We start from the raw sequence: 12,557 nt of genomic DNA on the forward strand, positions 1-12,557 counted from the left end.
TCGGGAGACCGCCCATGCATATACCCCGTCTTGCGCTGCTGTTCGTCAGCGGCGTCGCGCTCACTTACGCCGGAAATATCGTTGCCCAAGCCCGCGACGAGGGTGATGGGAAATCCTGGCAGGTCACGGCGGGCGCCGGCGTTTTAGCGCGCCCCGACTTTCCGGGCAGCGACTCGCTCGAAGTGTTGCCGTTGCCGGCGTTCAATATCACTTACGGCGAGCGCTGGTTTCTCAACGCCGATGGGTTGGGCGCTTACCTCGTCAAACGCGACCGCGGCTCTGTAACGTTCTCGCTCGCGCCTGACGTCACTCGACGCGACGAATCAGACTCATCTCATTTGCGGGGACTCGGCGACGTGGACCGCACGGCCGTTGCTCGGTTGAAGACGGCGTATAGCTTCGGCCCGGTAACGGCAACAGCGGCTGTCTCCACGGATATCGCCGATGAGGGTCACGGCACAGTCGCGGAGCTGGCCTTGCAAAGCCGCGCCGAAGTCACGCAGCGGCTCGCACTGAACTACGGAGTCGCGGCGCGTTGGATCGACGACGAGTACGCCGAAAGTTTTTTCGGCGTGACCGCGCAACAAAGTCTGAGATCTGGGTTATCTGAGTACGAGGCGCAGAACGGCGTCGGCGACGCTCGTCTATTCGTCAACGCGGTCTATGCCTTGAGCCCACGCTGGATCGTGAGCGCCGGCGCCGCCGCGGCCCAGTTGCAAGGCGACGCCAAGGACAGCCCCATCGTCGAAGACGATTCGTACTTTCAGTTCGACGCCGCGGTGATGTATCGCTTTTGAGCCGCGGTCACGGAGAGTCGAGTGTTTGAGCGCGCTTCGATAGTTGTCGTCGCCCTCGCGTCGCTGCTGGCCAGCGGCCACTCGCTAGCTGCGCCCGATTACATCCCAGCCGTCTGGAAATCGCAGTCGCTCGAGTTCGCGTATCGCGGCACGACCACCGCCTATTCCTGCACGACGCTACAACGGCGCCTCGAAGCCATCCTTCGCAGCGTGGGCGCTCGGGACACGCTGTCCGTTGTGATGCAACGGTGCACGGATCAAGCGGACGCCTACGTGCAGATCAAGTTGGAATCGCCCGTCGAAGCCACGGAAGAAAACGTCGCTGCCGCGACTCGGCACGACAGCCAAGCTGTTTTGATAGCCAAAGTTCGCAACGAAACACTGCCGGCCGCGGCAGAAGACGTCGCGCGCTTTCCCGCCGAATGGAAAACCATCTCGATGTCGCGCGACAGGCAATTGAAACTGGAATCAGGCGATTGCGAGCTGGTGAAACAGCTGCGAAACGAGGTGTTCCCGCGCCTGTCGATCCGCATCGTGCACGACAACCTGCGCTGCTCCGTCGCGTTCTCCAACCTGGGCCAGCCCCAGCTGTCCATCGCCGCGCTCGTCCCAGCACCCAACGTCGACTAGCCCGAACCCAACATCCCCTCCGCCCGTTCCGGCGCCTACCTGCTCCTTCCGAGCAAGCAGGCGTCGGCTTTTTAAATCACCGGCGGCGTTATGACATGGGCTCTGGCTTCGGCTGCGGCGGATCTTCCGGCAGCGGAATGAATTCCTGATCGTCCCCCACCGGCAACTTGATGCGCCCCGCGCGCCAGTCTGCCTTGGCCTGCTCGATCCGCTCCTTGCTGGAAGAAACAAAGTTCCACCAGATATTGCGCGGCCCGAGCGCCTCGCCCCCCAGCAACATCACGATCGACGGCTCGACAGCCGTAATCGAAGGCATCGCTCCAGGCGACAACACCGCCATCTGCCCGGCTTCATAAACTTCGCCATCGATACGAACAGAGCCCTTCGCGACATAGATAGCGCGCTCGCTATACCCACCGCACACATCCGTCGTGCGCCCCGCCGCCAATTCGAGATGCGCGTAGAACAGCGGCGAATGCGTCTGCACCGGGCTCTTCAAACCGTAGGCCGAGCCCGCGATCACTTTGACGCTCAACCCCTCTTCGGCATGCGACGGCAAATCAGCCGAATCGAAGTGCACGAAGCTCGGCTCCGTCTCCTCCGCCGACTCCGGCAGCGCGACCCACGCTTGAATGCCATGCATGGAGCCGCCCTGCTCGCGAATCGTATCGAACCGCTCCGAATGACTGATGCCGCGACCGGCGGTCATCCAGTTGACCTCGCCCGGGCGAATCGTCTGGTGAAAGCCGACGCTGTCCCGGTGCACGATCTCCCCATCGTACAAATAGGTGATGGTGGAGAGCCCGATGTGAGGATGCGGCCTCACATCGGTCTTGCGCGGCACATGGGGCGGGAAGTTCACCGGGCCCATGTGATCGAAAAAGATAAACGGCCCGACCATGCGCCGCTTGGTCCAGGGCAGGACCCGGCCGACTTCGAAGCCGCCCAGGTCCTTGCGCCGCGATGGAATCATCAACTCGATCATCGCATCACCACTTGTTGGTCGTTGAACATGGGTCTCGGTTCATACATAGGGGCTGACGAGTAAGGACATGGCTGATCGTGCAATCGTCGCAAGTCGTCTTTCTCTCGATAGAGATGTAGCGACAATGACGGCTGCAGAGACACGCCCTATTTCTCCAAGAGTGAGTCCACCATGACATCGCGCCTCGAAGATCGATACGAAGAAGCAGAGCGTTCCGCCACGGCCGCGCTGTTCGCCGGTCTGTTCATAGGCGCAGGCTCGACCGCATTCACGATCTGGCTGGCTTCGCTGGTCCTGTGAGAGCGGGCCGGTAGCGTTCGCCGCGGGACCGGCCGACCTGGAGGTCGTCCGGTCCCTGCGCCGCGAACGCGACTCGATCACTACTGCCGCGATCCAGACACTCGCTGCAGATCGAACACTAACACTTCCGCGCCCTGACCTTTACTCAGGGACAACGCCGCTGTATCCGTCAGCGTCAGCGCGTCGCCGGCATTGAGCACGTTGCCGTTCGCGGTCACCGTGCCGCGCGCCACGTGCAAGTACACCTGACGCCCGTTCGCGATAGCGAACTCGGTCTGTTCGTCACCGTCGAACAAGCCGGCATACACCTTCGCGTCCTGATGGATGCGCACCGATCCGTCCGCGCCATCGCGCGAGGCGATGAGCCGCAGCTTGCCCCGCTTCTCCTCCGCCGGGAAGTTCTTCTGCTCGTAGCTCGGCTCCACGCCGCGCTGATCCGGCTGGATCCAGATCTGCAGAAAATGCACCGGCTTTTCGCCAGACGGGTTGAACTCACTGTGCATCACGCCGCGGCCCGCGCTCATGCGCTGGACATCGCCGGGGCGGATGGTCGCACCCGTGCCCATGGAATCCTTGTGGGCCAGCTCGCCTTCGAGCACATAGCTGATGATCTCCATGTCCCGATGCCCGTGCGTCCCGAACCCAGCGCCGGCAGCGACGCGATCCTCGTTGATCACGCGCAGAGCGCCGAACTCGATGTGCCTCGGGTCGTAATAGTCGGCGAAGGAAAACGTGTGGTACGACTTCAGCCAGCCGTGATCGGCGTACCCGCGTTCATTACTGCGTCGGATGTTAAGCATGATTGCCTCCTTTTCGATGGGGCCAAGGTACGCGGTGGGGGCTGTCGGAAATAGCATGCGCGAGCGATAAATCTTATGCTCGGGATCGCTAACGCCAGGAAGCGATTAGGCTTTTAGCGCGCGGGGGCAGGTTTCGGCCCCCGCCCCGTCATAGACACTTGGACTCACCAGGACACCCGCCACCCCGACATGCCCTCGCCCGGCCGCAGTCAACGGATCGCCGAATGGGCCCGCAGCTGGAATGCGGGCCTGACGCGTTACCTGCGCCGCCGGCTGCCCGGCCGCATCGATCCGGAAGACCTGGCGCAGGAGGTGTATGTCCGCCTGCTTCGGGTCGAACAGCTGGAGCAGATCAAGGAGCCGCAGGCCTATCTGTACCGCGTCGCCAGCAACGTCGCGGCCGAATGGCGCATGCGGGCGGTGAACGCCAAGCCTCATAGCGACGCCGAGCTGGATAACCTGGTCACGACGGCCACGCCGGATTCACTGCTGGACGACGTGCAGTTCACGGCGCAGCTCGACGCGGCGCTGCAGGCCATGACACCCATGGTGCGGGCAGTGGTCTACCTGAAATTGCGTGAGGACATGTCGCACGAGGAAATCGCCAGCCACCTTGGCATCACCACGCGAATGGTGCGGCGATATCTGACCACTGGTTACGCGCATCTGCGCGAGCGCATCGAGCTCGATTGAGTCATGGAACCCGATCACGACATCGCACGAGACCCAGCCACGGCGCACGCCAGACAATGCGCGGCGCATTGGTTGTCCGTGCTGTCCGACGAAAAGTGCACGGACGCGGAGCGGCGGCAGTTTTTTGTTTGGCTGCGGGCGTCGGGGCAGCATGTCGACGAGTTTCTTCGACTCAGCCGGCTGAATGGCCGGTTGACTAGTCGAGAGGTGTGGCCCGATCGAAGCGTGGCCGACCTCGTCGCTGCGGCCAAAGCCAGCGGCGAAGGTAATGTCGCGACCCTCGATCATGCTTCCGGCGTTCGAACGGCGCGCAAGACCGTGCGATGGCCGCTGGCTGCAGCCATTGCTTGCGCGTTCATTGCAACGGCGTTGATCGCAGGCCGGTCGCAAATCGAATATTGGCTCACGCCCGAGTACGTCACGGCGGTGGGAGAGCAACGCTCCATCACGCTCGAAGATGGCTCCGTCGTCGAGCTCAACAGCAAGTCGCGCCTGCGGGCGCACTTCGAAGACGACCTGCGCGCCATCGAGCTACTCGAAGGCGAAGCAATCTTCCGTGTATCGAAGGATCCAAATCGCCCCTTCCGAGTGCGCACCGGCGCGACGGACATCGTCGCGGTTGGCACGGCATTCAACGTCAAAGCGAGCGATTCGCGCACTGTCGTCACGGTGTTAGAAGGCCGTGTTCGCGTAAACCAACGTGACGCCGCCGCTCAATCCGCTGCTGGAGCCGCCAAGGCCATCAACGAATTCGAGCTTGCAGTCGGCGACCAATTGATCGTCGCGAAAGCGCAGCCCGCGATTCGCGTATCGCTGCGAGATACGGAGAAAGTCACATCGTGGACCGAACGCCGGCTGATCTTCGAAGACACCCCGCTGTCGGCCGCCGCCGCCGAGTTCGCCCGCTACAGCTCGCGCACGATTCGCATCGAGGATCCTTCGGTTGCTGAGCGGAAGATCAATGGCGTGTTCGATGCGACTGATCCGGCGTCGCTGGCCGAGTTCCTGAGTGGAGATGAGAGCTTGAACGTTCGCAATGAGGCGGATGGCTGGACAGTGAGCTCGCGATAAGGCCTGGGGGATTTCTGCTCCCCCTCTTACTCCGCCAACCTCGGATACATCGCCAACAACTTCCGAAGCACGCCGTTAGTCCAGCCGAAGCCATCCTGCAGCGGGTACTCACCGCCACCGCCGGCGCTATCGCCAACGACGTCGTACTTCTCCACCAGCTTGCCGGTGGCTTTGAAGACCTGCAGGTTCTTCCCAACCCATCGCTGTGCGATGGTCGCGGCGAGTTGATCGTCCCCGTAGTTCTGGAAGCCTTTGATTGCGAGCCACTGCAAGGGCGCCCAGCCATTGGGTGCATCCCACTGCTCGTTCGTTGAAATAGTCGTGGTCGCCAAGCCGTGCGGTTTCAGCAGGTTCGCGCGGACGGTGGTGGCGATGGTTTTGCCCTGCTCTTTGCTCGCGGCGTTGAAGTACAGGGGATAAACGGTCGCCGCCGTCACCTGAGCATTGAGCTGCTTCTTGCGCCAGTCGTAGTCCGTGAACGCGCCGACCTTCTCGTTCCACAGATAACGAGTCATCGCCGCCTTCCGCGCATCGGCCTTGGCCTTCATTTCTTTGGCGCACGCCGCGTCGGCGGTGAGGCCACAGCCTTTGGCGATGGTCAGCTCCAGCTGATACAGCAAGCTATTCAAGTCCGGCGGAATCAGATCCGTCGTATGAATCGTTGCGAGCGTCTTGCCCGCGAACCACCGCGAGCTGAAATCCCAGCCACTCTCCGCAGCCGCCCGAAGATGACGATAAATCTCAGGCGACGCACTCCCCGCCTCACGCGCAGTCGCGACGTCTTCCTTATAAGCTTCTTCGCGGGGAATGTTTCGATCGTCGTAGTAACGATTCAAGACCGTCCCATCCGCCAGTTTCACGACACGCCGATGCGCAGCGCCCGGCTTCAAAGCGTTCGCGCCATCCATCCAGAACTGATACTCACGCACCAGCTGCGGCAGATATTTCTTGTAGACCGCGTCGCCTTCCTTAGCTGCGGCCAGCTCGATCATTGCCGCGAAGAACGGTGGCTGCGACCGGCTCAAGAAATAGCTGCGGTTGCCATTGGGAATGTGCCCGTATTGATCGATCAGCCAGCCGAAGTTGGCGATCATGTCCATGGTCAGGTCGTGCCGGCCGCTTTCCTCCAGCCCCTGCATGGTGAAGTACGAATCCCAGTAATAGATTTCGTTGAAGCGACCGCCCGGCACGATGTACCGATACGGCAACGCCAGGCGCGAGGTGTACGCCCGCTGGTCCTCGGGCTTGCGCTCGAGCACCTTCCACAGCGCGTCGATGTGTTGCCGCACGTCCTGGCCGGCGACGGTGCGGAAATCGGAGGCGACGTTCGGCGGCGGCGCAAAGTTCTCGCCGACGAACTTCGTCAGATCGAAGCCGGGCTGCTTCCGCCGCTCGCGATACTCGGTGAGGATCTGCTCGGGCGGCTTGTTAGGCAAGGCGTCGACGAACGCCTTGCTGTCCGAGAACACCGCTTTGAGCTGCACCTGCTCGAACAACTCGCCATACACATCGGCCGGTGTAGGCACGGCTTCCTCGGCCGACGCGACTGCCGCGCCGGCCAACAACACACCCATGCAGACGACTCTCGAGATCCGCTGAAACATGGCGCTCAGGCTACCACCGATAGGTCACGGATCCCATGAAAGATCGCCCGAACAGTGGCCGCACCATATAAATGTTGCCGATTCCCCCGGAGCCCACGTCGGTGCGGGGATTGCCTTCGGTCAACCCGACCTCGTCGGTGAGGTTGTCGCCGGAGACCTGGAACGTCCACGCATCGACATCGAACATCACGCCCGCGTCCAGCTTGGTGTACTTGGGTAACACGATGGAGTTCTCGTCGTTCGCGTAGCGCTTGCCTGCGTACGTGTATGTGAAGTACGCGCGCGCCGCGCCGTCCAGGAACGAGTACGTCGGCGTGATACGCGCCATCGTCTTCGGAATGCGCCGAATGACGTTGCCCGTATTGCCGGCAGCCGCGCCCGTGAACCCTTCATACGTCGGGTCCTGTTGCGTGATGCTGAAGCGAATATTGAGCGCATCGATGGGCTGGTACTCGCCTTCCAGCTCGATGCCGCGCGTCTTGGTTTCAGCCCGGCGCACGATGGTCTGGCCGTTGGAAAGAATGTCCTGGAACGGCACGTTGTCGAACTCCGTCTGGAACAACGTCGCGAACACCACCAGCGACTCCAGCGACGCCTTGTAGCCCAGCTCGATGTTGGTGACCTGGTCCTTCACCGTCACGCCGTTGCGCACGTCGTCGAAGTGCGGCAGCTTGGCCGAGTCGGTGTAGTGACCGAACATCGCATGCTGCGGCGTGAACTCGTAGTTGAAGCCGAGCGAGAAACCGGTGTTGTCGAAGTCCTCGTCGACGGTGCTGCGATTGGAACCGATCACAGAGACGCTGCGGTCATACGTCGTCAGCGGATTGCCATCGAGATCCGTCGGCACGCCCGGCGCGACTTCCTGCGAGCCGGCGCGAATCGTGCCTTCGATGTCCTGCGTGTCGTAGCGAACGCCGAAATCCAGTCGCAACGCGTCCGTCACCTGCCATTCGTCCGCGACGTACAGCGAGTACGCCATCGCGTCGTAATCCGTGAGCAAGTTGAACGTCGAGTACTTGGTGAAGCCGTTCGCGTCGGTCACGCCCGGCAGGAACAAGCGACTTGGCTGATCGCTCACATCCATCAACAACATATTGCCCAGGCTCCAGGCATCCTTCATCGAGTAGTCGGCGAGATACAAGCCAAACGTCACGGCGTGGGTATCGAGCTTCAAGTTCAAACGCAGATCGTCCTGGATGGCGTCGTATTCCTTGTTCACGACCCAGTGACCATGGTTCTGCACCAGCTGATTCGCGCCGTACGATGCGCCGCTCGAGATCACACTGTAGTTTGCAGCCACGCCCGCCGCAGCAGCGAATTCCGCTCCAGTCACCGGCGCTCTGTCCGAGAAGATGCCATCGAAACGCACTTCACCATCGGTATAGCGCAGCAGGTTGGTCAGCGAGACCGTGTCGTTGAATTCCCAATTCAACTTGCCACCGACGGTGAACAGCTGCGGATGAATGCCATCTTCCAGGTTCGAGCCACGCAGGCCCACTTCGGCGGCGGTCACGGGCAAGCCGGCGCGCGCCAGATCCTGGCTGCTCAGGGAATATGTGCCCGGGTCCGCGCCGTTGATGCCGCGAGGATCCGAGGGACTGCCGGTCAACGGGATCGGGACGACGAACAACGAACGATCGTCGATGTACTTGCCGAAGAATTCGACGCTGCCGTTGTCGAAGCTGCGGCCCAGTTTGACGCGGAACTGGCCACCTTCGTCGGCGGTGTAACCGGGATCGCGGATGCCATCGGAAGTTCTGTAATAACCACCGAGTGCGATACCCCAGTCATCGCCTAGCGGCGCGCTCCACGCAACATCGCCGCGATACATTCCATAGTCGCTGACACCGAACTTCACTGCGCCACTCGGTGTGGCTCCGGCAGACTTGGTCACGAAGTTCACCGTGCCGCCAACCGCGCCCGCGGTGAAGATCGGCGCCGTGCCACCACGCAGCGCTTCGACTCGTTCGATAGTCTCGTCGACGCGCACGAATTGATCGGGGTTGTAGAAGGACAGCTCAAAGACGGGATAGATGGGAATGCCGTCTTCCATCAAGCCGACGTAGCGATAGCCGCCGTCCTGAATGATGCCGCGAGCAAACACGTTGCCTTGTGTGGTGCCGGCCGTGGATTCCACCCAGAAGCCCGGCACAGCCGAAATCAAATCCGCCGAGCTCGCCGGCGCCTGCTGAGCGATGTCTTCCGCATTGAAGGTGGAGACCGCCACGCTCGAATCGAACTTGGTTCGCTCCGCGACCGCGGTGCCGGTGACGATCACTTCTTCCACACCGAACAATGAGTCGTCCGGAGCCTGCTGCGCGCCGACGCCGCCTTGCTCTTGAACTTGTGCGAGCGGAGCAGGCGCGGTGTCCGTCGCTTGCGCGAGACGTAGCGGCGCAGCCATCGATGTCCGTTGCATGGATGCTTCAGGCCGCGCGGGCGCGTCGGTGCTGATGGCGACGGTCTTGGCGTTGACGCGCCGATATTTCAGACCGGTGTTCTCGAGCAGACGGCGCAACGCTTCCTGTCGCGTGTAAGAACCTTCCACTGCGGGCGCTTCACGCCCCTTGCCGATCTCGGAATAGAACACCACCTGGTCGCCACTCTGTTGCGCATATTCGCGCAACGCTTGCGACAACGGCTGAGCGGCGATCTTGAATTCCTGCAACGCCTGATCGGCGCTGGCGGTTTTGTTCGAGTCGCTATGGACCGGTTCCTGAGCCAGAGCGGCGCCGGCCGCGATGGCCAGCAGCGATGCGATCGTTGCACGCAGCATGTATCCCCCGATGCTAGGTTGTAGTGCCAGCTATGAGGGGGTGACCTCCAAATCCTGCCCCTTCAATAATGCGGCGGCCGTTCCTGCTCCGGTGTGTATACCGTCTGCTCGGTCATTGCCGCCTCCATTTTGCCGTTCAATACGCTCAGCTCGGCGCGCAGGGCGTCGATCTCCTGTTGCTGGCGGTACACCACTTCGCTCAGATCGTTGTTGGCGCGTTCGAGATACGCGATCTTCAGCTCGATACGTTCGATGATTTCAGCATTCATGACTACATCCTGGCGTCGACGCCTCAGCCGACCGCCCGCAGTACCGGCTGGGGCAGCGAGAAGCTGAACGTCGCACCTTTGTTGGGCTCCGCATGCGCCCACACCTCGCCGCCGTGACGAGTGACGATACGTTGCACGATGGCGAGCCCGACGCCCGAGCCCGGATATTCCCGCGCGCCGTGCAGGCGCCGAAACACACCAAACAAATTAGCACTGAAGGCGCTGTCGAACCCGACGCCGTTGTCGCGGATCTCGTAGACGAGACGCTCGCCTTCTTCACGCCCCGTCACGGTGATGTGAGGATTCTCGACCTTGCTCGTATATTTCACCGCGTTGTCGAGCAGGTTCGCCCACACCTGCCGGATCAATCCTTCGTCGCCTCGCGCCAGCGGCAAGCTGCCGATTTCGATGATAGGCGTGCGCGCCTCATTCAGGCTCGCGGAGCGCGCTTGCTCGGCGGCATTGCGCGCCAGTTCTTCCATGTCGAGCCGACCGAACTCCAGCGACTGACGACCGCACCGCGCGAACTCGAGCAGATCGTCAATGAGGGTCGCCATGTGCGCCACGTTGGCGCGGATACGTTGCAGATGATGACGAGTGTCCGCGCCGATCGATTTGCTCTTGTCGTCCATGAGCAGCTGCGAGAAGCCATCGATGGCTCGCAGCGGCGCCCGCAAGTCATGCGAGACCGAGTACGAGAAGCCTTCCAGATCGCCGTTCGCCGCGCGCAGCTCCTGCGCCTGATTTTCCAGCTCGACATTGAGATCGCGAATCCGCTGCGTCGAACGTTTCTGCTCTTCCAGCTGAATCTCCAGATCCAGCCGCGCCTGGTTGGCGCGATCGCGCTCCTGACGTAACTGCTCGGCCAGCCATTCATTCTCGATGGCCAGCCGGATCTGCCGCTCGATCGAGTTCGTCTGCCGGTTGGCGATCACCAGCATGGTCGGGATGTAGAGCATGAACCCGAGCGCCACCACGACGCGGTCGCCGCCCAGCCACAGCTGCGTGGCGATGTACGGCAGCAGAAAAGGAATCAGCAAACACGCATACGCGTGCCGCACCGGCGCCTGCGAGCCCATGCCCGATGCGGTACAGCCGATGAAGAACACCGACATCACGATCTCTCTCGTGGGGTCGTGCGGTAACAGCAGCGAGCCGGCGATGGACCACACCGAGCCGCCGAGGATGGCGCCGCCCATCATCGCGGCACGCCAACGCTTGGTCTCGGCCAGATCCCGCGGCTTGCGCAGATAGCCGGCGGCGATCCGCCAACGCAGTAACAACACCAACAACAGGCCGATGTACCACGCGAGCGAGGCAGCCAGGCCGTGGTCGGCCGTGGTCAGCCAGACCAGCATGATGCCGACGATGACACTCGCGGTGAGCGGCGACGTGGTGAGCCGGCACATCAGCGCGACCTGCTCGCTCAGGACTCGCGCGTCGATGTGCTCGCGCTGGACGCCACGATTATGGGCAATGTCGACGGCCTCGGTCATCCGGTACAGCTCCCTGGCCGCTCCCTTCATTTCAACCGTGGCTATTATCGGTGGGCGAGGCCCTAAGACAATGGCCCTGGGACAATGGGCCAGCCATCCGGATTAACCCCGCCCCGGATCGGAGTAAAATCCGCGGGGACCGGCCGGAACCTTGCCGTCCCGGCGCGATTCTCTAGAGTGTCTGTCGGACACGTAACGAAGGAAGCAACATGACCCGATTCTCTCGCATGACCGCGCCGGCCCTGCTGGCCAGCCTCGGCGTCCTAGCGGCCAGCGCCGCCGTTGCCCAGGGCAAACCCAGCTTCGAGTCGCTGGACAAGAACGGCGACGGCAAGATCAGCCTCAACGAGGCGTCCACCGACGATGCGCTGTTCACGGCCTTCAAGAGCCTGGACACCAACAAGGACGGCGAGCTGACTCGCGAAGAATTCGCCAAATACAAATAAACTCGAAAAACGACGCGGCGGCCTGACCTGACGGGCCGCCCGCGCCCACGGCCGGACAAGGATGCGTTCCCGGTTCATGTCTCCCCCTTGTCCTGCCTGTCCAGAACGCGTCGGGTACTATTTTTTGTCGTTCAACCTCGGGGGATCGCACATGAAGAATGCTGATTTGAGTCCCGGTCGTGCGCGTGGCGTTTCCGGTCGGCAGTGGCTGGCGTGCCTGTTGATCGCCGCCAGCCTGGTCGGCTGCACCAAGGAACCGCCGCCGCCGCCCAAAGCGCCGCCGACTCCAGAAGAAAAATCCAAGAACACCATCAGCAAAGCGGCGTTCGGCACGCTGCCGGATGGCACGGCCGTTGACTTGTACACCATGGTCAACGCCAACGGCATGGAAGTCCGCGCCAGCAACTACGGCGGCATCATCACCGCGCTGCTGGTGCCCGACGGCACGGGCAAAGTCACCGATATCACCTTGGGCCTGAAGTCGTTCGACGACTATGTGAAAAACCCGCCGTACTTCGGCGCCATCATCGGCCGTTACGGCAATCGCATCGGCAAGGCGCAGTTCAAGATCGACGACCAGACCTACAAGTTGCCCAAGAACGACGGCCCGAACACCTTGCACGGCGGCCTGAAAGGGTTCGACAAAGTGGTGTGGCAGGCCGAGCCGTTCGAAAAAGAAGATTCGGTGGG

At 62.1% G+C, this 12,557-nt stretch carries 12 protein-coding genes and 2 pseudogenes; 8 read left to right on the forward strand and 6 right to left on the reverse strand.

The genetic code is table 11. From position 1 onward, the window contains the following. Positions 1 to 14: 14 nt before the first annotated feature. The gene (locus tag VGD45_RS00090) at positions 15 to 797 is read left to right on the forward strand and encodes a MipA/OmpV family protein (RefSeq protein WP_331153216.1); all 783 of its coding nucleotides are present in this window, start codon (positions 15 to 17) and stop codon (positions 795 to 797) included. A gap of 21 nt (positions 798 to 818) precedes the next feature. Beyond that, complete coding sequence (locus tag VGD45_RS00095; RefSeq protein ID WP_331153217.1) at positions 819 to 1,427, forward strand: hypothetical protein; 609 nt, start codon at positions 819 to 821, stop codon at positions 1,425 to 1,427. A gap of 88 nt (positions 1,428 to 1,515) precedes the next feature. On the opposite strand, the gene VGD45_RS00100 is transcribed toward VGD45_RS00095, so the two are convergent. Further along, positions 1,516 to 2,412, reverse strand: coding sequence for a pirin family protein (locus VGD45_RS00100; RefSeq protein ID WP_331153218.1), 897 nt, complete (start codon positions 2,410 to 2,412; stop codon positions 1,516 to 1,518). Positions 2,413 to 2,583: 171 nt separating this feature from the next. Between VGD45_RS00100 and VGD45_RS00105 the strand changes: the two genes are divergently transcribed. Next, positions 2,584 to 2,712: a hypothetical protein gene (locus VGD45_RS00105; RefSeq protein ID WP_331153219.1), complete on the forward strand. Its 129-nt coding sequence runs from the start codon at positions 2,584 to 2,586 to the stop codon at positions 2,710 to 2,712. Positions 2,713 to 2,792: 80 nt separating this feature from the next. Here VGD45_RS00105 and VGD45_RS00110 read toward each other — a convergent pair whose 3' ends face one another. Then, positions 2,793 to 3,512, reverse strand: a complete 720-nt coding sequence (locus tag VGD45_RS00110) for a pirin family protein (protein WP_331153220.1) — start codon at positions 3,510 to 3,512, stop codon at positions 2,793 to 2,795. A gap of 189 nt (positions 3,513 to 3,701) precedes the next feature. On the opposite strand from VGD45_RS00110, the gene VGD45_RS00115 reads away from it, so the two are divergent. The 3 genes and pseudogenes from VGD45_RS00115 to VGD45_RS00120 all read left to right on the forward strand — a co-directional run bounded on the left by VGD45_RS00115 (position 3,702) and on the right by VGD45_RS00120 (position 5,276). Continuing rightward, a complete protein-coding gene (locus VGD45_RS00115; protein WP_331153221.1) occupies positions 3,702 to 4,205 on the forward strand; it encodes a sigma-70 family RNA polymerase sigma factor in 504 nt (167 codons plus the stop codon). A gap of 3 nt (positions 4,206 to 4,208) precedes the next feature. Next, positions 4,209 to 4,376: pseudogene (locus VGD45_RS34255) on the forward strand (DUF4880 domain-containing protein); the annotation flags it as partial. Positions 4,377 to 4,430: 54 nt separating this feature from the next. Next, complete coding sequence (locus tag VGD45_RS00120) at positions 4,431 to 5,276, forward strand: FecR family protein (RefSeq protein ID WP_331153222.1); 846 nt, start codon at positions 4,431 to 4,433, stop codon at positions 5,274 to 5,276. A 26-nt stretch (positions 5,277 to 5,302) separates the two neighbouring features. On the opposite strand, the gene treF is transcribed toward VGD45_RS00120, so the two are convergent. From treF to VGD45_RS00140, 4 genes are all read right to left on the reverse strand, one after another. After that, a complete protein-coding gene (treF, locus tag VGD45_RS00125; RefSeq protein ID WP_331153223.1) occupies positions 5,303 to 6,880 on the reverse strand; it encodes an alpha,alpha-trehalase TreF in 1,578 nt (525 codons plus the stop codon). A gap of 10 nt (positions 6,881 to 6,890) precedes the next feature. Further along, positions 6,891 to 9,656, reverse strand: a complete 2,766-nt coding sequence (locus tag VGD45_RS00130; RefSeq protein WP_331153224.1) for a TonB-dependent receptor — start codon at positions 9,654 to 9,656, stop codon at positions 6,891 to 6,893. Positions 9,657 to 9,718: 62 nt separating this feature from the next. Continuing rightward, entirely contained in the window at positions 9,719 to 9,925 is a 207-nt protein-coding gene (locus tag VGD45_RS00135) for a SlyX family protein (RefSeq protein WP_331153225.1), read from the reverse strand. Positions 9,926 to 9,948: 23 nt separating this feature from the next. Further along, positions 9,949 to 11,421, reverse strand: a complete 1,473-nt coding sequence (locus tag VGD45_RS00140; RefSeq protein WP_331153226.1) for a sensor histidine kinase — start codon at positions 11,419 to 11,421, stop codon at positions 9,949 to 9,951. Positions 11,422 to 11,630: 209 nt separating this feature from the next. Between VGD45_RS00140 and VGD45_RS00145 the strand changes: the two genes are divergently transcribed. Beyond that, positions 11,631 to 11,867, forward strand: a complete 237-nt coding sequence (locus VGD45_RS00145; RefSeq protein ID WP_331153227.1) for an EF-hand domain-containing protein — start codon at positions 11,631 to 11,633, stop codon at positions 11,865 to 11,867. Positions 11,868 to 12,018: 151 nt separating this feature from the next. Beyond that, positions 12,019 to 12,557: pseudogene (locus VGD45_RS00150) on the forward strand (hypothetical protein); the annotation flags it as partial.

Origin of the sequence: Steroidobacter sp., from assembly GCF_036402275.1 — a bacterium.
Taxonomy (GTDB): Bacteria; Pseudomonadota; Gammaproteobacteria; order Steroidobacterales; family Steroidobacteraceae; genus Steroidobacter.